The sequence below is a fragment of the Fictibacillus sp. KU28468 genome (genome assembly GCF_026153615.1).
Taxonomy (GTDB): domain Bacteria; phylum Bacillota; class Bacilli; order Bacillales; family Fictibacillaceae; genus Fictibacillus_C; species Fictibacillus_C marinisediminis.
On sequence record NZ_CP110666.1, the window covers coordinates 1,779,043 to 1,799,127 of the forward strand.

The window sequence follows — 20,085 nt, forward strand, 5'->3', positions numbered from 1 at the left end:
GGATGTTATCTGAAAGACAGCTTTTTATACTTCAAGTGCTGATTGATGATTACATCCAGCATGTTGAACCTGTAGGATCAAGGACCATTTCCAAAAGAGAAGATGTCCATTTCAGCCCGGCGACCATCCGGAATGAGCTGGCGGACTTGGAGGATTTGGGATTCCTTGAAAAGACTCACACTTCATCAGGCAGGATTCCGTCCGAGAAAGGGTATCGCTTTTACGTCGATCACCTTTTGAGCCCCACGGTTCTTTCGACAGCGGATATTTTTAATATACAGGCGCTATTCAACGAGAAATTGGAAGAAACCGAACGTATTTTTGAACAATCTGCTAAAATTCTTTCTGAACTTACCAACTACACATCAATCATTCTTGGACCGGAAGCGATTGAAACGACATTAAAACACATTCAGTTGATTCCTTTAGGATCCCAGCAGGCCGTTGCTATATTTGTGACGAGTACGGGACATGTTGAAAACAGGCATGTGATCCTGCCCGAAGGAATTGCGCCCGAAGAGATTGAAAAGCTGCTCAATATCTTAAATGAGAAGCTGGCAGGGGTGCCTCTCGCTGAACTTCACAAAAAAATCCAGGATGAACTCAACGTTGTTTTCAGAAAGCATCTGATGAATCATCGGCAGGCTTCCCTGTTTATTGATGATATCTTTAAATGGAGCAACAAAGATAAGATATTTTTTGGCGGTAAAACCAAAATGCTGTATCAGCCTGAATTCAGGGATGTAGAAAAAGTTCGTATTCTTTTGGACGCCCTGGAGGAAAAGGCGGTCATTGAACAGCTGCTTACAGCGAATAATGAGGGCATAACCGTAACGATCGGACAGGAAAATCAGGTAGAAGCTGTCAGAAACTGCAGCCTGATCAAAGCTTCCTATTCGTTTCACGGCAAGCATATCGGCACGATTTCCTTGATCGGGCCAACCCGAATGGAATATAAACGCGTAATCGGTCTGCTCGACACGATCAGCAAAGAGTTTACGAACTTATTTAACGCTAGGTTCTAACAATAACAATAAACTCCGATTATTTTAGGGAGGTGACAACATGGAAGACAAACAAAAGGAAACTGCTGAATTTGAACAAACGGAAAACGCTGAAACGTATGTGGAAGCTGATCAAACAGACGGCTCTGAGCCTTTGGAAAATGAAGGGGAAACGGCTGAGACAACTGAAGAGAAGCAACGAATTTCAGAGCTTGAAACCAATCTTGCTGACACTGAAAACCGATTGCTCCGCGTACAGGCTGACTTTGAAAACTTTAAGCGGCGTACACGTGAAGACAACGCCGCTCAGTTAAAATATAAATCACAGAGCCTTTTGACACAGCTGCTGCCTGCTCTTGATAATTTCGAAAGAGCATTGGATGTGAAGGTTGAGGATGCTCAAGCTGCTTCTGTCCTTCAAGGGGTGGAGATGGTATACCGCCAGCTGCTTGAGGCCATGAAGAGTGAAGGCTTGGAAGTGATCGATTCCGAAGGCTCAGCGTTTGATCCAAACCTGCATCAGGCAGTTATGCAAGTCCAGGATGAAAAATACGGATCCAATGTCGTTGTTGAAACCCTGCAAAAGGGCTACAGACTTAAGGATCGTGTCATTCGTCCAGCAATGGTTAAAGTAAATCAGTAATATTAAGTTCTTAATATTACATATAAAAGTGGAGGGTATGTAACATGAGCAAAATTATTGGAATTGACTTAGGTACAACAAACTCTTGTGTTGCCGTTATGGAAGGCGGAGAAGCAACAGTTATCCCTAATCCTGAAGGAAACCGTACAACTCCTTCAGTTGTCGCCTTTAAAGATGGCGAACGTTCAGTAGGGGAAGTTGCAAAGCGTCAGGCTGTCACGAACCCAAATACAATCATCTCCATCAAACGCCATATGGGAACAAACCATAAAGTGGATGCAGAAGGAAAAGAGTATACTCCTCAAGAAATCTCTGCAATCATTCTTCAAAAATTGAAAAATGATGCTGAGAGCTACCTTGGAGAAAAAGTAGAGCGCGCCGTTATAACGGTTCCAGCATACTTCAACGATGCACAACGCCAGGCAACAAAAGATGCCGGCCAGATTGCAGGCCTTCAAGTTGAACGTATCATTAACGAACCTACAGCAGCTGCACTAGCTTATGGTTTAGAAGAAGACAACGACCAAAAAATTCTAGTATTTGACCTTGGAGGCGGTACATTTGACGTATCCATCCTTGAAATCGGCGACGGAAACTTCGATGTAATTGCTACATCTGGTGACAATGAACTGGGCGGAGACGACTTTGACCAAGTCATTATCGACTATCTTGTTGATCAGTTCAAAAAAGAGAACGGCATCGATCTATCTCAAGACAAAATGGCGCTTCAACGTTTAAAAGATTCTGCAGAAAAAGCGAAAAAGGAATTATCAGGGGTTACACAAACTCAAATTTCTCTTCCGTTCATCACAGCAGATGCTACAGGACCTAAACACTTAGAGGTTTCCATGACCCGTGCGAAATTTGAAGAGCTTTCATCTGACCTTGTTGAACGCACGATGGGGCCAACTCGTCAGGCGCTTAATGATGCAGGATTCTCTCCAAACGATATCGACAAAGTCATCTTAGTCGGTGGTTCTACACGTATTCCTGCTGTACAAGAAGCGATCAAGAAGTTTACTGGTAAAGATCCGTTTAAAGGGGTTAACCCTGATGAAGTAGTTGCACTTGGTGCAGCGATTCAAGGCGGTGTTATCACAGGAGACGTTAAAGATGTTGTTCTTGTTGACGTAACTCCACTTTCTCTAGGAATTGAAACACTTGGCGGCGTATTTACGAAGCTTATTGACCGAAATACGGCTATCCCTACAACGAAGTCTCAAGTGTTCTCAACAGCAGCAGACAATCAGCCATCTGTAGACATTCACGTACTGCAAGGTGAGCGTGAAATGGCTGCTCACAATAAAACATTGGGCCGCTTCCAGCTTACGGATATTCCTCCAGCACCGCGCGGAGTTCCGCAAATCGAAGTATCATTTGATATCGATTCAAACGGAATCGTAAATGTTCGTGCCAAAGACCTTGGAACGAACAAAGAACAATCCATTACGATTAAATCTTCTTCTGGCCTATCAGATGATGAGATCGAAAAAATGGTAAAAGATGCGGAAGAAAACGCTGAAGCAGATAAAAAGAAACGTGAAGAAATTGATCTTCGAAACGAAGCTGATCAGTTGATCTTTGCTACTGACAAGACATTGAAGGATCTTGAAGGAAAAGTGGAAGAAGCTGAAGTAACAAAAGCAAATGACGCGAAAGAAGAGCTTAAAAAAGCGCTTGAAGGCCAAGATATCGAAGCAATTAAAACAGCGAAAGACGCTTTGAACGAGATCGTTCAGCAGCTTTCTGTCAAGCTTTATGAGCAGGCTGCACAAGCACAGCAAGCTCAAGGCCAAGAACAAGGCGAGAAAAAAACCGATGACAACGTAGTCGATGCTGAATACGAAGAAATGAACGACGACGAAAAGAAATAATAACTGATTTTCAGTGAGGAAAAAGTCAAAGTCAGGCGAGCATCTTGGCTTTGACTTTTTTTCCGTTTTAAGATGTAATGTCTAGCTCCAGCGCCTAGTACGAAAATGAATTGCAATTTTCGTCATAGGTCCTCGAGGACGAATTAAACAATTCGTCTTTGGTCGCTTCACTCTTACCCCTCAACACAAAAAGCGTGTTGCTGTGTAAGAATTCCAGTGCTTGTCGGACCTATCAGGGCGCTTGCGCTTTTCTAAATAACCCTTCACATATTTAAAGATCTTTCTTGAAAAAAGAAAAGGAACAATGGTAAGATAATTTTTATGTGAAGATTCGGGAGTGGGATTTCTATGAGTAAACGAGATTACTATGAAGTGCTAGGACTGGATAAAAACGCATCCAGCGATGAAATAAAAAAAGCTTACCGGAAATTGACGAAGCAATACCATCCGGATGTTAACAAGGAAGCGGATGCAGCTGAAAAGTTTAAAGAAGTCCGTGAAGCGTACGATACCTTAAAGGATCCACAGAAAAAAGCCCAATATGACCAATTCGGGCATACCGATCCAAACCAGGGTTTCGGCGGTTTTGGAGGAGCTGGAGCCGACTTTGGCGGTTTTGGAGACATATTTGATATGTTCTTTGGCGGCGGCGGTGGTGGAAGAAGAAATCCAAACGCTCCTCGCCAGGGATCCGATCTGCAGTATAATATGAACTTGAAATTTGAAGAAGCTGTTTTCGGAAAAGAAACCGAAATTGAAATTCCTAAAGAAGAAACGTGCGGAACATGCCACGGTTCAGGTGCTAAACCGGGTACCCATCCGGAAAATTGTACCCATTGTAAAGGAACGGGCCAGCTGAATGTTGAACAAAACACACCGTTTGGCAGGATTGTCAATAAACGTGTGTGCCAATATTGCAGCGGAACAGGCAAGCTTATAAAAGAAAAATGCGGAACATGCCACGGAAAAGGGAAGGTAACCACTACAAAGAAAGTCAAAGTTAAGATTCCTGCGGGAGTGGACAATGGACAGCAGATCCGTCTTTCAGGGCATGGAGAACCAGGAGTGAACGGCGGTCCAGCCGGCGACCTTTATGTTGTCTTCAGGGTGCTTCCTCACGAGTTCTTTGAGAGAGACGGAGACGACATTTTCTGTGAAATGCCCATTACCTATGCTCAGGCCGCATTAGGTGACGAAATTGAAGTCCCTACCCTGCATGGCCGGATCAAGCTTAAGATTCCAGCAGGAACGCAGACCGGAACTCATTTCCGCCTAAGAGGCAAAGGAGTTCAAAACGTAAGGGGAAGAGGCCAGGGTGATCAGCATATCCAGGTAAAAGTTTTGACTCCTACGAAATTATCTGAGAAACAGAAACAGCTGCTCCGTGATTTTGCTGAAATCGGCGGCGATGTGCCTGATGAACATGAAGAATCATTTTTTGATAAAGTGAAAAGAGCCTTTAAAGGCGAGTAAAGGATCATAGGAATGGAGTTGATAGAATTGAAATGGTCAGAAATTAGCATTCACACTACCCAGGAAGCGGTTGAACCAATCTCAAACATTCTACACGAAGCAGGTGCAAGCGGAGTCGTCATTGAGGACCCGGAAGATTTAGTAAAAGAGAGAGCATCCGTTTATGGGGAAATCTATCAACTCGATCCTAATGATTATCCTGATGAGGGAGTTATTGTTAAGGCCTATCTGCCTGTGACCAGCTTTCTCGGGGAAACGGTTGATGAGATTAAAGAAGCTATCAATAATCTCATGGCCTACGATATTGACCTTGGACATAATAAGGTTACGATCAGTGAAGTAAATGAAGAAGAATGGGCAACGGCTTGGAAGAAATATTACAAGCCCGTTAAGATCTCTGAAAAAATAACCATTACGCCGACATGGGAAGACTATAAGCCGGTTAGCTCTGATGAAGTCATCATCGAACTAGATCCGGGGATGGCATTTGGTACCGGAACCCACCCAACGACTGTCATGTGTCTGCAGGCGATCGAGAAATACCTGCAAAAAGATGATGAAGTCATTGATGTTGGAACAGGATCCGGAGTTTTAAGTATCGCTGCGGCCCACTTGGGAGCAAAGCATGTTCAGGCATATGATCTGGATGATGTAGCAGTTGCGAGTGCCAGGCTTAATGTAAAATTAAATAAAGTAGCCGATTCTGTTACTGTAAAACAAAATAATCTGTTGAACGGAATTGAAGGTCCTGTTGATTTAATTGCAGGAAATCTGCTCGCGGAAATTATTTTGCGATTTGTCCCAGATGCGGCAAGGGTACTTAAAAAAGGCGGTTTATTTATTACATCAGGCATCATTCAAGGGAAAAAGAATGATGTGAAGGAAGAATTGAAACGCAGCGGTTTTTCAATTGTTGAAATTTTAGAGATGGAAGACTGGGTAGCCATCATTGCACGAAATGATGGACCATTTGCGAAAGAGGTTTAACCCATGCAGAGATACTTTGTCTCATCTGCAGAGATGAATGATTCTTCCGTGACCATTATCGGAGACGACGCTAACCATATTGTTAAGGTGATGAGAATGGAAATCGGCGACCATGTCATCTGTTCTGATAATCAAGGCAGAGTGGCGCTTTGCGAAATAACGGAAATCGATCGTGATACCGTACAGACCAGCATTATAGAGTCTATTCAGGAGAGTAAAGAGAGTCCAATACGGGTTACCATTGCCCAGGGAATTCCAAAAGGGGACAAACTTGAAACCATCGTCCAAAAAGGTACAGAACTGGGTGCTAAGGCCTTTTTGCCTTTTTCTTCTTCGAGGTGTATTGTTAAATGGGATGAAAAGAAAGGGCAGAAAAAAACACATCGGCTGGAGAAGATTGCAAAAGAAGCTGCAGAGCAATCGCATCGAAGCCGTATACCCGACATTTTATCTCCAGTTTCTTTTAAGTCTTTATTAAAACAAGCCGCGGAATTTGACTATAAGATCGTTGCCTATGAAGAAGAGGCTAAAATAGGGGAGACCAAGCGTCTTTCTGAGCTTTTTAACCAAATGGCTCCAGGTACTTCCATCCTGTGTGCCATCGGCCCAGAGGGCGGTTTGAGCGAGCAGGAAGTTGATGAGTTAAAAGAAGCCGGCTTTATCCCATGCGGGCTGGGACCAAGGATACTCCGTACGGAAACGGCAAGCTCTTATATACTTTCCGCAATATCTTACCATTTTGAATTAATGAGGTGATTGAAATGCCATCAGTGGCTTTTCATACATTAGGCTGTAAAGTAAACCATTATGAAACAGAAGCAATCTGGCAGCTGTTTCAAGGTGATGGCTACGAACGCAAGGAGTTCGAGCAGGCAGCTGACGTTTATGTAATCAATACATGTACTGTTACGAATACAGGCGATAAAAAAAGCAGGCAGGTCATCCGCCGTGCGATCCGAAAAAATCCCGACGCTGTGATCTGTGTTACAGGGTGCTATGCCCAGACTTCGCCTGCCGAAATTATGGCGATTCCTGGAGTGGATATTGTTGTAGGAACACAGGATCGATCTAAAATGCTTCTTTATATAGCTCAATATAAAGAAGAACGTCTTCCGATAAACGGGGTCAGCAACATTATGAAAGCACGCGTCTATGAGGAGCTTGATGTTCCGTCCTTTACTGACCGTACTCGTGCGTCACTCAAGATTCAGGAAGGATGCAACAATTTCTGTACGTTCTGCATTATCCCATGGGCTCGTGGCCTTCTGCGTTCCCGGGATTCAAAGGAAGTCGTCCATCAGGCGCAGCAGCTTGTTGATGCAGGATATAAAGAAATCGTCCTGACAGGCATTCATACTGCCGGCTATGGAGAAGATTTAAAGGACTACAATTTTGCCATGCTTCTTTCTGAATTGGATGAAAAAGTGGATGGATTAAAGCGTCTTCGAATATCATCCATTGAAGCTAGCCAAATTACTGATGAGGTTATTGAAGTAATGGATCGTTCCGATAAAATCGTTCCTCACCTTCATATTCCACTGCAGTCAGGCTCTAATACTGTGCTGCAAAGAATGCGAAGAAAATATACGATGGAGCTGTTTGCAGATCGGATCACGCAGCTTAAAAAAGCTTTGCCTGGCCTGGCTATCACATCAGATGTTATTGTAGGGTTTCCAGGCGAAACAGAAGAAGAATTTATGGAAACGTACAATTTCATCCGTGATCATAAATTTTCAGAACTTCATGTCTTTCCATATTCAAAACGGACAGGCACTCCGGCGGCAAGAATGGATGATCAGATTCCTGAAGATATTAAGAACGAACGCGTCCATCGGTTGATTGAGCTTTCTGACCAGCTGGCAAAAGAGTATGCATCCGACTACGAAGGGGAAGTGGTAGAAGTAATCCCTGAAGAAGCGTACAAGGAAGAAGCCGGTACAGGCCTATATGTAGGGTATACACCTAACTATTTGAAGGTTAGATTCCCTGCGAATGAAGAAATGATCGGAAAACAGGTGCTGGTAAAAATCGAAAAAGCAGGCTATCCATATAGTGATGGACAATTTGTTAAAGTGATAGAGGACCAGTCATCAAAACAAATCGTTAACCTATAAAATTCACAATCGTAAAGTCCGGGAAACCGGGCTTTCTTTTGCTTAATCACAACTATCTCGAATTTGTAGAGAAGTTTTGGTAAAATATATAAGAATGTACTAATGTCTGAAGGGATGATAGAAGATGTCTGCTATGGATCTTGCAAAATTAATTGACCACACAGCATTAAAACCTGAAACAACAAAGGAAGATATTCTGAAACTTTGTTCAGAAGCAAAAGAATATAATTTCTTCTCTGTCTGTGTTAATCCAACCTGGGTGTATACAGCCTTTGAACAGCTTAAAGGATCAGATGTAGCTGTCTGTACAGTGATCGGCTTTCCACTTGGAGCGAGCACGCCGGAAGTAAAGGCGTTTGAAACGAGAAATGCCATTGAAAATGGTGCGACCGAAGTGGACATGGTCATCAATATTGGAGCTTTAAAAGGGCAGGATTATGATCTTGTAGAGCGGGATGTACGGGCTGTGGTTGAAGCAGCGAAAGGAAAGGCCTTAACTAAGGCAATTATCGAAACATCGCTCCTTACGGATGAAGAAAAAATTAAAGCGTGTGAAATTGCTGTTAAAGCAGGAATTAATTTTGTGAAGACTTCGACTGGTTTTTCTTCTGCAGGGGCTACAGCTGAAGATATTCAATTAATGCGCAAAACAGTCGGTCCTAATATCGGTGTAAAGGCTTCAGGCGGTGTACGCGACAGAGAGACCACACTGGCTATGGTTGAAGCAGGTGCATCAAGAATTGGTGCAAGTGCTGGGATTGCCATTGTAAAAGGCGAAGATTCCAATTCTGATTATTAAAACTAAGCGGTTTCTTATTGACCATTACCGATTGGTATATTATAATGGCAAAAGATATGTGACGCATTCCTGACATGGTTTTCATGCCGGAATGGTCTGGAGGGAGGGAAAGAAAATGGCAGAAACTCGTGTTCGCAAGAACGAATCCATTGATGATGCTCTTCGTCGTTTTAAAAGATCCGTTTCCAAAGATGGAACTTTGGCAGAAGTTAAAAAGCGCAAGCATTATGAAAAGCCAAGCGTGAAACGTAAGAAGAAGGCTGAGGCAGCAAGAAAGCGCAAGTTCTAAGAGAGGTGTAAGTTATGAGTCTTCTTGATCGATTAAACCAGGATATGAAACAAGCGATGAAGGACAAAAACAAGCAAAAGCTTTCTGTGATTCGTATGTTGAAGGCATCTCTTCAAAACGAGTCAATCAAGCTCGGGCACGACCTGAATGAAGAAGAAGAGCTCACTGTTCTTGCACGTGAAATGAAACAAAGAAAAGACTCCCTCCAAGAATTTGAAAAAGCCGGCCGTAATGACTTGGCGGATGCGTTGAAAGACGAAATTGTCATCATTACGGATTACATGCCGGAACAGTTAAGTGAAGAAGAAGTTAAAGACATCGTCCTGGCAGCAATTGAACAAGTTGGAGCTGTATCTAAAGCAGATATGGGGAAAGTGATGGGAGCGGTAATGCCAAAAGTTAAAGGCAAAGCCGATGGTGCTCTTGTCAATCGCCTTGTCCAACAAAATTTATCTTAAACTCGAACAGACGTCTGAAAGGTTTCTAGCCTTGAGGGCGTCTTTTTGCATGCGTTAAAAGCTGGAGAAGTTCTGGTCCTACAAGAGTACATCCTGTAAAATAAATATGAGTTCTTTCCAATATTTGAAACTTTTTCACTCGTCAAGCGTAATCATTAAAGAGGGAACAAAAGGGGGGGCTAATAGTGAAAAAAGTCCGATTCGTATTTTTTCTTGCGTTATTCATGATCCCTCTGATGGTTTCAATTCAACCTGTAAGCGGTGAGGGAAGCGGAAAAAAGGTGTACGTTATCCCTGTTCAGCAGGAAATTGAGAGAGGACTGGAAGCGTTTTTAAAACGCAGTATTAAAGACGCAGAAAGTGCAGGGGCAGACCATATCATTTTTGAAATCAATACGCCTGGGGGAAGGGTGGATTCAGCAAATAACATCGCTGAAGTGATAAGAGATACGAAGATACCTACTACAGCATACATAGTGAAGGATGCCTTTTCTGCAGGAGCTTATATTGCATTGAATGCAGATGAAATTGTGATGAAACCCTCCACAACGATAGGTTCAGCAGCTGTTATAGACTCGCGCGGGAATACAGCTGGAAAAAAAGCAGAATCAGCATGGATCGCAGAAATGGAAGCAGCAGCAGAGTTAAATAACCGAAATCCAAAGTACGCTCGTGCGATGGCTGATGATGATATGGAGTTAAAAGAGCTCGGCCTAAAAAAAGGAGAATTATTAACATTGACTGCTAATCAGGCGGTTAAAGTCGGCTATGCAGAAAAGATTGTAAAAGACCGTTCTGAATTGCTTTCTTATTTAAAACTGGATGATGCTTCTGTCACACAAGAAGATTTAAGTTTAGCGGAAAGGGTTGCCCGGTTTGTTACCAGTCCGGTCGTTGTTCCGATCTTGCTCTCGATTGGCTTCCTCGGAATGGTTATCGAGCTGTTCACAGCTGGTTTTGGCGTAGCTGGAATCATTGGGCTTTCTTCAATGTTTCTATACTTTTTCGGACACCTTCTTGCAGGGCTAGCGGGATGGGAATCGATTATCTTATTTATTTTAGGAATCATTTTTCTGTTGCTTGAAGTTTTTGTTCCGGGCGGTATTTTGGGGATATTAGGGCTGACTGCGGTGATTGCCAGCCTGGTCATGGCTGCAGGGTCATTAACCACCATTGTAACCTCAATCGCCATCGCCATACTCGTGACAATCATTGGAGCATTCTTGTTCCTTAAATTCTTCGGATACAAAGGCCCGCTCCGAAAACTTGTTTTGTTCGACAGCACGAGTACCGAGAAAGGCTATGTTTCAAGCAGGCAGAGGCATGATTTAACCGGAAGGATTGCAGAGTCTATTACCCCGCTTAGGCCGTCCGGAACAGCAGAACTGGATGGAGAATACTTGGATGTTGTGACTGAAGGGTCTTTCATTCAAAAAGGAAAGCGGATTAAGATTGTAAAAGTTCAAGGTTCAAGAATTGTAGTAAGAGAAGTGAAAGATCATCATGAAGGAGGAATGTAAATGTTTACAGGACCTATTGCTACACTGGTTCTAATAGGAGTCATCGTTATCGTCTTGGCCGTGTTGTTTACCTTTGTTCCAGTCGCTCTTTGGATTTCTGCACTGGCTGCAGGTGTGCGGGTTGGCATCTTTACATTGATTGGAATGAGATTAAGAAGGGTTATCCCTTCAAGAGTAATCAATCCGCTGATCAAGGCTCAGAAAGCAGGGCTTAACTTAACGACGAATCAGCTGGAAAGCCACTACCTGGCAGGGGGAAATGTGGACCGTGTTGTAAACGCCTTAATAGCAGCGCACAGGGCGGATATCGAACTGAGCTTTGAACGGTCGGCAGCTATTGATCTGGCTGGGAGGGATGTACTAGAAGCGGTTCAGATGAGTGTTAATCCGAAGGTCATCGAAACTCCGTTCATTGCCGGTGTAGCGCTCAATGGGATTGAAGTGAAAGCGAAGGCTAGAATTACCGTAAGAGCCAACATCGAACGGCTCGTCGGCGGTGCGGGTGAGGAAACGGTTATTGCAAGGGTCGGTGAAGGGATTGTATCCACCATTGGTTCAAGTGAAAATCATAAGAAAGTGCTGGAGAACCCTGATACGATCTCACAGACTGTTCTTTCAAAAGGTCTGGACTCAGGCACTGCATTTGAAATTTTATCCATCGATATTGCGGATATTGACATCGGCAAAAATATAGGTGCTGCACTGCAGACAGATCAGGCTCTCGCCGACAAGAATATAGCACAGGCAAAAGCTGAAGAGAGAAGAGCGATGGCGGTTGCAAACGAACAGGAAATGATCGCGAAAGTACAGGAGATGCGAGCGAAAGTAGTGGAAGCTGAAGCTGAAGTTCCGTTAGCTATGGCTGAAGCGCTTCGTTCCGGAAAGCTTGGAGTTCTTGATTATGCCAACTTAACAAATGTGATGGCTGATACTTCGATGCGGGAGTCCATCGGAAAATCTGCAGATCCGAATGGTGACGATGAACTTCCAGGAAAAAAAGGAAAATAACCGATGGATCATATCCTGGATGCCATTGGTGACCTGATCCCTTTTTTAATCTTTGTGGTTGTCGGGCTGTTAGGATTAATCAAAAAAAGACTGGAGCAGAAGTTTTCAGCCCCTCCAAAGCGCACGGCCAAGCCGCAAAGAAGTGCCAGCACGTTTTCTCATCCTGAGACGAAAGAATCAAAGGAAAAAGCGCCTCCGCTGTCTGAAGCGACCTACCAGCAAGCCAGAAGAAGTGCTCAGGAAACCTTTACAATAGAACCTCTTAAGAGTAACCGTTATAAAGACAGAAGCAATGAGATCTTTACAGTTAAAGTAAAAAAAGAGAACATTGTGCAAGGTATCATCTGGTCAGAGGTATTGGGAAAACCAAGGGCCATCAATCCACTGCACGGAAGAAAAAAATAAGATTAGACGAAAAGGACTGCCAGATTTGGCGGTCTTTTTTCATTTAGGTGTGATAGTTTATCCCACGTCTTCATAAAAATGAGATGAGAGGGGTGTTGCGGATGGCAAAGTGGAGACAGCAGGTAACAAAGTGGCTTGTGGAAAAATTGGATCTCCCTGCGGATGCCATGATGGATTTGCCCCGTATTACAATGATTGGCCAGTTACATATTTATATAGAAAATCACAGGGGAGTCATAGCTTTTTCAAAAGAGGAATTAAAACTCCGCTTGAAGCAGGGCAACCTCGTGATCAAGGGCCAGGATTTTGTAATTAAAACGATATTGCCGGAAGAAATTCTGCTTGAGGGCAGCATAGATGGAGTTTATTATGACAAAGCCACGTAAACCTGTGGACAGGAGGCTGTTATGAAAAAGGACTGGCTGGAACCTATAAACAGTTATGTGAAAGTTGAAATACGGGGAGAAAACATCGAAGACTTTATTAACGAATGTCTCGCTCAAAATATCTCGATATGGAACATTAGGCGGACGAATGAGAACGCCGTAACTGCTTATCTTTATACTAAGAATATTAAGGGTTTCAGGCCCCTCTTAAAACAGACAGGGTGCAAAATTCGTTTTATAGAAAAGAACGGTTTGCCGTTCTGGGCAGCCAGAATGTGGAGGAGAAACGGCCTTATCTTAGGTCTTGCAGGCTTTTTAGTCATTCTATTCCTATTATCTAACATGGTTTGGAATATTAATGTGACAGGAGCAAATCCTAAAACAGAATACCAGTTGCTAAAAGCAGCAAAAGAACTGGGCATTAAGAAAGGGAAATTTATCTTTCTCCTGCCGAATGTCAGGCAGCTTCAGCAGCAGCTGACGAACGCCATGGATAATGTGACGTGGATCGGAGTAAGCCTTAATGGGACAACCTATAACTTTCAAGTGGTGGAAAAAGAGATCCCAAAGCGGAAAGAAGCTCTATCACCAAGACATTTAGTGGCAAAAAAAGATGCTGTGATCTATGACATGTTCGTTGAAAAGGGACAACCTGTTGTGGCTCCGCATCAATTTGTTTATAAAGGGGCTCTTCTTGTCTCTGGATATATCGGTAAAGAAGGAAAAACCAAGCTTGTCCCTGCAAAAGGAGTAGTCCTTGGTGAAACGTGGTATACGACCAATGTGACCATCCCGCTTGCAACGAAATTTCAGACGTATACAGGCAACACTGTGACACAGCATAAACTCCGCCTTTTTGGTCTCAGGATCCCGATTTGGGGATGGAAAGACGGGGAATATAAAACCAAAGATGTCAGTGAAAACGAAACACCTCTGAAGTTTTGGAAATGGACGCTCCCAGTCTCATATATTAAAAAAGTGATCAGGGAAACAGATGGTGTAAAAAGGGTCTATACGAAGGAAGAAGCTGTGCAAGCAGGCAGGGCCATGGCAAAAAAAGAAGTGAGAAAACTGCTTGCTCATGATGCTCAGATAAAAGAAGAGAAAATTTTGCGCCAGTCAGTATCTAATGGTAAAGTTAATTTATCGATGCACTACCAGGTAATTGAAAATATTGCATCTGAACAACCTATACTTATCCAACAAGGAGACTGAGTAGTTTGTCAGAACCCATTAAATTACAGCGATTACAACTAGAAAATCAAGGGGAAGCCCAAGCGCTTTTCGGACCTAACGATGCTTTTCTGAAGATAATTGAAGATAAGCTTGAAGTCACGATTGTCACTAGAGGTGAAGATATTTCTGTCAGTGGAACATCCGACACGGTTCAGAAAGTGGAGGATGTCTTAATCGTACTTCTAAACCTTATCCGTAAAGGGATCCATATTTCAGAAAGAGACATTGTTTATGCTGTTCAGCTTTCTGAACGGGGGATGCTTGAAGAGATCACCGAATTGTATCAGCAGGAGATTACAACCAACGTCAAAGGTAAACCAATCAGGGTAAAGACACTCGGTCAGCGCCATTACGTATCTGCGATGAAAAAAGGAGACCTCGTTTTTGGAATCGGTCCAGCAGGTACGGGTAAAACTTACTTAGCCGTTGTTATGGCTGTTGCTGCTCTAAAAGAAGGAAAAATAAAAAAGATAGTTCTTACACGGCCGGCGGTTGAAGCGGGCGAAAGCTTAGGATTCCTGCCGGGTGACTTAAAAGAAAAGGTCGATCCATATCTTCGCCCTTTGTATGATGCACTTCATGATCTTCTTGGGATGGAGCATACGGAACGGCTGCTGGAACGAGGCACGATCGAAATAGCTCCGCTTGCCTATATGAGGGGACGGACGCTGGATGAATGCTTTGTCATTTTAGATGAAGCACAGAATACATCGCCAGAACAAATGAAAATGTTTTTAACCCGTCTTGGTTTCGGCTCTAAGATGGTCATCACGGGGGATCTGACACAAATCGATCTTCCGAAAGGAAAAGAATCAGGCCTTAAAATCGCTGAACGGACGCTCAATGGTGTGCCGGGCATTCAATTTATATTCTTAAAGCAGCTGGATGTAGTAAGGCACCCGCTTGTTCAACGAATTATTTCAGCATACGAAAAGACAGAGAAGTAGAAAAAGCTTGAGGGTTTTTGAAAGAAAACCTGAATGCTTTTTCTTTTTTTGTGAAGAAAAGCGTCAGCACCCTGCTAAGGTCCGACAAGGGCTGGAACACTTACACAACAACACTCCTTTGTGTTGAGAAGTAAGAGTGAAGACGACTAAGATGAAAAGAAGATCTTACTTTTCATCTAACGAGGACCCATGCTGAAAACAGGAAAAACGTTTTCAGCTTAATGCGCCGGAGCTGGACACCACTTCTATGTATGCTGAATTTTTTATTCTTTTTCTTTGCTATCCTCTATGTCCAGTTTTTGTTAATATGAAGATAGCAAAAGGAGAGACAGGCGGGGGATGGTACGAGTTGACGAATCAGATCAAAAAACGTTTGAGAATAAAAAAGGGACTGCATAATAAATGGAATTTTTTTATGTTTGGACTGCTGGCTCTTATTATCTACGCCAGCTTGCTCAGCAATGTAACCCCTGATACGGTGGATGTTGGGCCGTACTCCATTTCCCCGCGTGATATCCAATCACCGATCACGATTGAGATGAAAGAAGAAACGCTGAAAAAGCAAAACGATGCAGCGGACAAAGTAGAGAATATTTATTCCTATGATGAAGAAAGTCCGCTGAAACAGGCGGAAAAGTCCAATGAAATCTTTAAGGCTATCGAAAAGATCAACGAAGCGGAGAGCAAGAATAAAAAAGATAAAGACCCACTGACACTTGACCAGAAAATAGATCAGATCAAGGGGATGGTTGGAAACGACCAGATCTCTCCCGAAGCGTATACTGCCCTGTTTAATGCCTCTCCGTCTGAACTCAGAACCGGCAGAGACCTTGCAAGCTCAGTGATCAACGACACGCTTAAAAATAAGATCAGGGTCGATCAGATCGAGTTTTTCCGTGACAGGGCAGAAGATAAAATACAGCAGAATTCAAATTTTTCGAGTTCTTTAAAAAATGCTGTTGTTGAACTGACCCGAAGCAATATCATCTCTAATTTTCTGCTGGACGTTGATAAAACGAAATTGGCGAAACAAAAAGCGATCGATGAAGCGGAACCGGTCGAGATTAAAGAAGGAGAGATCATCGTCAGAGAGGGAGACGTTGTGACTCCTGAAAAATTCAGGCAGCTTAAGCTGGTAGGGCTTCTTGATAAGGAAGTTGCGATATATCCGTATTTAGGACTTTTACTTTTTGTTCTTATTTTAGTCATAGGCCTGTATTATTTTATTAAAGAATCTTTAAAAGCTACGGCGCCTCTGCAAAAAAAACAGATGCTGCTGTATGTCATCCTGATCACGTTTTCCTTGATCGTAATGAAACTGACAAGCTTCATTGATAAACTGGAGATCACAGGAATCTTTTTTGTGGTTCCGATCGCTGCAGGAGCTATGATGATTAAAATGCTGCTCAACGAATTTACAGCTATTCTTTCCAGTGTACTATTTGCAGTTTGCGCGACACTTATTTTTAATGAAGGATCTACCGGAACATTTAATTTTCCACTTGGCATCTACGTATTGCTCGGCTGTGTGGCAGGAATCATTTATCTGGGAAAACGGCATTTAAAATCAAGAATATTAAAGGCTGGTGTTCTTGTTTCATTTACCAATATTTTATCCATATTGATCATTCTGTTGCTTCAAAATGGAAAGTACTCTCCTGTACAGATTGGGGTGGAAATCGGATTTGGCTTTTTATCCGGATGCCTGGCATCTGTACTAGCTTTGGGGCTGATGCCGGTTTTTGAATCCTGGTTCGGCATCTTATCTACGACACGGCTGATCGAGCTTTCGAACCCTAATCACCCGCTGTTAAGGAAACTATTGATTGAAGCTCCTGGCACTTATCATCATTCTGTCATGGTGGCCAACCTTTCAGAAGCTGGCTGTGAATCCATAGGAGCTAACGGCCTTCTTGCCAGAGTAGGATCTTACTATCATGATCTCGGCAAAACGAAAAGGCCTCATTTCTTTATTGAGAACCAGATGAATATGGAGAATCCGCATGATAAACTGACACCGCAGCTTAGTAAGACCATCATTATTGCCCATCCGTATGACGGAGCAGAAATGTTGAAAGAATATAAGCTGCCTGGAGAAATTATTGATATAGCTGAACAGCATCACGGGACATCCCTGCTTCAATATTTCTACCACAAGGCAGTTGAACTGAGTGATGCCGAGATCCAGGAAACCGATTTCAGGTATCCTGGTCCGAAAGCTCAATCCAGAGAAGCCGCGGTAGTAGGAATTGCAGACGGTGTGGAAGCAGCTGTCCGTTCCCTCTCCAAACCGACACCGGTTAAAATTGAAGCCATTATCCGCAAGATTATTACTGAACGACTTGAAGACGGGCAGTTTGATGAATGTGATCTTACATTTAAAGAATTAAATACGGTAGCAAAGACACTCAGTGAAACATTGAACGGGATTTTTCATTCAAGAATTGAATATCCTGAGCAGCAAATTAAAAAGAAGGTGGACTTATAATGAGCTTACACATTGATTTTACAGACGAAACCGAACAAATCTCCCCAGCTCAGATCGAGGAGTTAACGAACCTTTTAAATCAGGCAGCGGTCATGGAAGACATTCCCGATGAGACTGAGCTTTCTGTTACCTTTGTAACAAACGAGCGGATCCATGAGATCAACAAACAATATCGGGACAAAGATACGCCAACAGATGTGATCTCTTTTGCGATGGAAGAAATGGGTGAGGGAGAACTAGAAATCACTGGAGATGATTTACCGAGAATTCTTGGTGACATTATTATATCAGCAGAGATTGCTAAAAATCAGGCAGAAGAATACGGACACTCATTCTTGAGAGAACTTGGCTTTTTGACCGTTCATGGTTTTCTTCACCTCTTGGGCTATGATCACCTGAACGAACAAGAAGAAAAGAAAATGTTTAGCAGGCAAGATGAAATTCTTAACGAATACGGTCTCACCAGATAAGATGCGGCCATCAGCCCGCAGATTTGTTAGAAGTTTTGGATATGCCTGGGAAGGAATTAAGGCTGCAGTTAAAGGTGAGCAGAATATTAAAATTCATCTCGCTGTGAGTTGTATCGTTTTACTGGTGGCCTATGTCCTTGAATTTTCAGCTGAGAGGTTTTCCATTCTGCTGATTGTCATTGGGAATGTGATCTGTCTTGAAATCGTAAATACGGCACTTGAACGCCTCGTCGATTTGGTCACGAATGATTACCACCCGTTAGCAAAGCAGGCCAAAGATATGGCGGCGGGTGCAGTTTTGGTTTTTTCGGTGATTGCTGTTATAATCGGATTACTGCTATTTTTAAAACCTGCCTTACACTATTTCTCTTAGATATCAGCCGCTTGAATTGAGTCAAGGCTGGTGTTGAAAGGTGGAACAAGAGATGGAAAAAGAAAAACTGATTGAGGAAGCGGTTTCAGCGAGAGATTATGCTTATGTGCCTTATTCGAAATTTAAAGTGGGTGCTGCACTCTTAACAAAAGACGGCAAGGTCTATCGAGGCTCCAACATTGAAAATGCTGCTTATAGTGTAACAAACTGTGCAGAACGGACAGCATTGTTCAAAGCCGTTTCTGAAGGTGATAAAGAGTTTGCTGCCATAGCCGTAGTAGCAGATACAGATCGGCCCGTTCCGCCCTGCGGAGCTTGCAGACAAGTCATTTCAGAACTATGCCCGCCAGGCATGAAAGTTTATTTAACAAATTTAAAAGGAAACATCATGGAAACGACTGTGGAAGAATTGCTTCCAGGGGCGTTTTCACCGGGGGATTTGAATGAATAAAACAGGTTACAAATCAGGCTTTGTTTCTATAATCGGACGGCCGAACGTTGGGAAATCAACGTTGTTAAATCATATCATCGGCCAGAAGATCGCCATTATGAGTGACAAGCCGCAGACAACAAGGAATAAGATCCAGGGAGTGTATACAACGGATCAAGCACAAGTTATTTTTATAGACACTCCGGGTATTCATAAGCCTAAGCACCGTTTAGGTGATTTTATGACAAAAATCGCTCAGCAGACATTAAGGGAAGTAGATTTGATTCTTTTTGTCATCAATGCAGAAGAAGGGTATGGCAGAGGAGATCAGTTTATCATTGATAAACTTCAGGACATCAAACAGCCGATCTTCCTTGTGATCAATAAAATTGATACGATCCACCCTGACCAGCTGCTTCCGCTGATCGACTTTTACAGAGGCAAGGTTGATGTACAGGAAGTGATCCCGATCTCTGCTCTACAGGGCAACAACGTGAATACGCTCATGAACCAGATTACAGAATATTTGGAGGAGGGTCCGCAATATTATCCTGAAGACCAGATTACAGATCATCCTGAACGATTTATTGCCGGTGAGCTGATTCGTGAAAAAGTACTGCACCTGACGAGAGAGGAGATTCCTCACTCCATTGCTGTCGTCATTGAACAGATGCAGCGACGTGAGGACCGTGACGTGGTATTTATAAACGCCACCATCATCGTTGAACGAAAATCTCAAAAAGGGATCATCATAGGAAAACAAGGTTCGATGCTGAAAGAGGTCGGAAAACGAGCCCGTACAGATATTGAAAACTTGCTTGGATCTAAAGTTTTTCTGGAGCTTTTCGTGAAAGTACAGAATGATTGGAGAAACAAGCTGAGTAATCTAAAGGAATTCGGATTCAACGAAGACGAATATTGATCTTCCATATTTTCCTTCACATCAAAAAGATATATTAGGCAAACCTAAGGGCAAGAGAGTTTTATAAAACAACTTGAAAGGTGGAGCATTCCCATGAAAGAATTTACCTGGAAGGTATTTTGCGAAACGGGCAGTATCGATACCTATTTGTTGTTTAAAGAACTTGAGGTCGACATGTCAACAAGTGTGGCTCAGCAAGAAGATCAGCAAGCACATATTGACTCTCCCATCCAATAAGGTGCCTTCATTAAATGACCTG

At 42.9% G+C, this 20,085-nt stretch carries 22 protein-coding genes; all 22 read left to right on the forward strand.

The genetic code is table 11. From position 1 onward, the window contains the following. Nucleotides 1-2 precede the first annotated feature (2 nt). The 22 genes from hrcA (at nt 3) to OKX00_RS09240 (ending at nt 20,063) form a co-directional block, all read left to right on the forward strand. Nucleotides 3-1,025 carry a heat-inducible transcriptional repressor HrcA gene (gene hrcA, locus OKX00_RS09135; RefSeq protein WP_265410184.1) on the forward strand — a complete coding sequence of 341 codons (1,023 nt, stop codon included), beginning with the start codon at nt 3-5 and terminating at the stop codon, nt 1,023-1,025. A 40-nt stretch (nt 1,026-1,065) separates the two neighbouring features. Beyond that, nucleotides 1,066-1,647 (forward strand): nucleotide exchange factor GrpE, encoded by a 582-nt coding sequence (grpE, locus tag OKX00_RS09140; protein WP_265410185.1) that lies wholly within the window; start codon nt 1,066-1,068, stop codon nt 1,645-1,647. A gap of 44 nt (nt 1,648-1,691) precedes the next feature. Next, nucleotides 1,692-3,521 carry a molecular chaperone DnaK gene (gene dnaK / locus OKX00_RS09145; RefSeq protein WP_265410186.1) on the forward strand — a complete coding sequence of 610 codons (1,830 nt, stop codon included), beginning with the start codon at nt 1,692-1,694 and terminating at the stop codon, nt 3,519-3,521. A 348-nt stretch (nt 3,522-3,869) separates the two neighbouring features. Next, nucleotides 3,870-4,994, forward strand: coding sequence for a molecular chaperone DnaJ (gene dnaJ / locus OKX00_RS09150; RefSeq protein WP_265410187.1), 1,125 nt, complete (start codon nt 3,870-3,872; stop codon nt 4,992-4,994). Between the two features lie 27 nt (nt 4,995-5,021). Beyond that, nucleotides 5,022-5,981, forward strand: a complete 960-nt coding sequence (gene prmA / locus OKX00_RS09155) for a 50S ribosomal protein L11 methyltransferase (RefSeq protein ID WP_265410188.1) — start codon at nt 5,022-5,024, stop codon at nt 5,979-5,981. 3 nt (nt 5,982-5,984) lie between these two features. Beyond that, a complete protein-coding gene (locus OKX00_RS09160) occupies nt 5,985-6,737 on the forward strand; it encodes a 16S rRNA (uracil(1498)-N(3))-methyltransferase (protein WP_265410189.1) in 753 nt (250 codons plus the stop codon). 5 nt (nt 6,738-6,742) lie between these two features. After that, nucleotides 6,743-8,095: a tRNA (N(6)-L-threonylcarbamoyladenosine(37)-C(2))-methylthiotransferase MtaB gene (gene mtaB, locus OKX00_RS09165; protein WP_053357829.1), complete on the forward strand. Its 1,353-nt coding sequence runs from the start codon at nt 6,743-6,745 to the stop codon at nt 8,093-8,095. A gap of 133 nt (nt 8,096-8,228) precedes the next feature. Then, nucleotides 8,229-8,894 (forward strand): deoxyribose-phosphate aldolase, encoded by a 666-nt coding sequence (deoC, locus tag OKX00_RS09170; protein WP_265410509.1) that lies wholly within the window; start codon nt 8,229-8,231, stop codon nt 8,892-8,894. Between the two features lie 115 nt (nt 8,895-9,009). Next, nucleotides 9,010-9,183, forward strand: coding sequence for a 30S ribosomal protein S21 (gene rpsU, locus OKX00_RS09175; RefSeq protein WP_007202240.1), 174 nt, complete (start codon nt 9,010-9,012; stop codon nt 9,181-9,183). A gap of 14 nt (nt 9,184-9,197) precedes the next feature. After that, a complete protein-coding gene (locus tag OKX00_RS09180) occupies nt 9,198-9,641 on the forward strand; it encodes a GatB/YqeY domain-containing protein (RefSeq protein ID WP_053357830.1) in 444 nt (147 codons plus the stop codon). Nucleotides 9,642-9,826: 185 nt separating this feature from the next. Continuing rightward, nucleotides 9,827-11,161 (forward strand): NfeD family protein, encoded by a 1,335-nt coding sequence (locus OKX00_RS09185; RefSeq protein WP_265410190.1) that lies wholly within the window; start codon nt 9,827-9,829, stop codon nt 11,159-11,161. Further along, on the forward strand, nt 11,162-12,169 hold the full coding sequence (gene floA, locus OKX00_RS09190) for a flotillin-like protein FloA (RefSeq protein WP_053357832.1): 1,008 nt from the start codon (nt 11,162-11,164) through the stop codon (nt 12,167-12,169). Between the two features lie 3 nt (nt 12,170-12,172). Further along, nucleotides 12,173-12,574 carry a hypothetical protein gene (locus OKX00_RS09195; protein ID WP_265410191.1) on the forward strand — a complete coding sequence of 134 codons (402 nt, stop codon included), beginning with the start codon at nt 12,173-12,175 and terminating at the stop codon, nt 12,572-12,574. 101 nt (nt 12,575-12,675) lie between these two features. Beyond that, nucleotides 12,676-12,960, forward strand: coding sequence for a sporulation protein YqfC (yqfC, locus tag OKX00_RS09200; protein ID WP_053357834.1), 285 nt, complete (start codon nt 12,676-12,678; stop codon nt 12,958-12,960). A 21-nt stretch (nt 12,961-12,981) separates the two neighbouring features. After that, nucleotides 12,982-14,175 (forward strand): sporulation protein YqfD, encoded by a 1,194-nt coding sequence (gene yqfD / locus OKX00_RS09205; RefSeq protein ID WP_053357835.1) that lies wholly within the window; start codon nt 12,982-12,984, stop codon nt 14,173-14,175. A 5-nt stretch (nt 14,176-14,180) separates the two neighbouring features. After that, nucleotides 14,181-15,143, forward strand: coding sequence for a PhoH family protein (locus tag OKX00_RS09210; RefSeq protein ID WP_053357836.1), 963 nt, complete (start codon nt 14,181-14,183; stop codon nt 15,141-15,143). Nucleotides 15,144-15,492: 349 nt separating this feature from the next. Continuing rightward, nucleotides 15,493-17,631, forward strand: a complete 2,139-nt coding sequence (locus OKX00_RS09215) for an HD family phosphohydrolase (protein WP_265410192.1) — start codon at nt 15,493-15,495, stop codon at nt 17,629-17,631. Further along, complete coding sequence (gene ybeY / locus OKX00_RS09220) at nt 17,631-18,101, forward strand: rRNA maturation RNase YbeY (RefSeq protein ID WP_265410193.1); 471 nt, start codon at nt 17,631-17,633, stop codon at nt 18,099-18,101. Before OKX00_RS09215 ends, ybeY begins: the two co-directional genes overlap by 1 nt. Next, nucleotides 18,067-18,474, forward strand: coding sequence for a diacylglycerol kinase family protein (locus OKX00_RS09225; RefSeq protein ID WP_322114356.1), 408 nt, complete (start codon nt 18,067-18,069; stop codon nt 18,472-18,474). The genes ybeY and OKX00_RS09225 overlap by 35 nt, the downstream gene beginning before the upstream one ends. Before the next feature lie 52 nt (nt 18,475-18,526). Then, on the forward strand, nt 18,527-18,925 hold the full coding sequence (locus OKX00_RS09230; RefSeq protein ID WP_248253171.1) for a cytidine deaminase: 399 nt from the start codon (nt 18,527-18,529) through the stop codon (nt 18,923-18,925). Continuing rightward, nucleotides 18,918-19,826, forward strand: a complete 909-nt coding sequence (gene era / locus OKX00_RS09235; RefSeq protein WP_053357839.1) for a GTPase Era — start codon at nt 18,918-18,920, stop codon at nt 19,824-19,826. Before OKX00_RS09230 ends, era begins: the two co-directional genes overlap by 8 nt. Nucleotides 19,827-19,919: 93 nt before the next feature. Next, entirely contained in the window at nt 19,920-20,063 is a 144-nt protein-coding gene (locus OKX00_RS09240; protein ID WP_248253169.1) for a YqzL family protein, read from the forward strand. Nucleotides 20,064-20,085 lie beyond the last annotated feature (22 nt).

Coding starts and splice junctions, on each gene's coding strand:
- OKX00_RS09195 (WP_265410191.1), top strand. CDS start 12,173: ATGGATCATATCCTGGATGCCATTGGTGACCTGATCCCTTTTTTAATC.
- OKX00_RS09230 (WP_248253171.1), top strand. CDS start 18,527: ATGGAAAAAGAAAAACTGATTGAGGAAGCGGTTTCAGCGAGAGATTAT.
- deoC (WP_265410509.1), top strand. CDS start 8,229: ATGGATCTTGCAAAATTAATTGACCACACAGCATTAAAACCTGAAACA.
- hrcA (WP_265410184.1), top strand. CDS start 3: ATGTTATCTGAAAGACAGCTTTTTATACTTCAAGTGCTGATTGATGAT.
- era (WP_053357839.1), top strand. CDS start 18,918: ATGAATAAAACAGGTTACAAATCAGGCTTTGTTTCTATAATCGGACGG.
- grpE (WP_265410185.1), top strand. CDS start 1,066: ATGGAAGACAAACAAAAGGAAACTGCTGAATTTGAACAAACGGAAAAC.
- yqfC (WP_053357834.1), top strand. CDS start 12,676: ATGGCAAAGTGGAGACAGCAGGTAACAAAGTGGCTTGTGGAAAAATTG.
- rpsU (WP_007202240.1), top strand. CDS start 9,010: ATGGCAGAAACTCGTGTTCGCAAGAACGAATCCATTGATGATGCTCTT.
- floA (WP_053357832.1), top strand. CDS start 11,162: ATGTTTACAGGACCTATTGCTACACTGGTTCTAATAGGAGTCATCGTT.
- OKX00_RS09180 (WP_053357830.1), top strand. CDS start 9,198: ATGAGTCTTCTTGATCGATTAAACCAGGATATGAAACAAGCGATGAAG.
- yqfD (WP_053357835.1), top strand. CDS start 12,982: ATGAAAAAGGACTGGCTGGAACCTATAAACAGTTATGTGAAAGTTGAA.
- OKX00_RS09160 (WP_265410189.1), top strand. CDS start 5,985: ATGCAGAGATACTTTGTCTCATCTGCAGAGATGAATGATTCTTCCGTG.
- OKX00_RS09240 (WP_248253169.1), top strand. CDS start 19,920: ATGAAAGAATTTACCTGGAAGGTATTTTGCGAAACGGGCAGTATCGAT.
- dnaJ (WP_265410187.1), top strand. CDS start 3,870: ATGAGTAAACGAGATTACTATGAAGTGCTAGGACTGGATAAAAACGCA.
- OKX00_RS09225 (WP_322114356.1), top strand. CDS start 18,067: ATGAAATTCTTAACGAATACGGTCTCACCAGATAAGATGCGGCCATCA.
- dnaK (WP_265410186.1), top strand. CDS start 1,692: ATGAGCAAAATTATTGGAATTGACTTAGGTACAACAAACTCTTGTGTT.
- mtaB (WP_053357829.1), top strand. CDS start 6,743: ATGCCATCAGTGGCTTTTCATACATTAGGCTGTAAAGTAAACCATTAT.
- ybeY (WP_265410193.1), top strand. CDS start 17,631: ATGAGCTTACACATTGATTTTACAGACGAAACCGAACAAATCTCCCCA.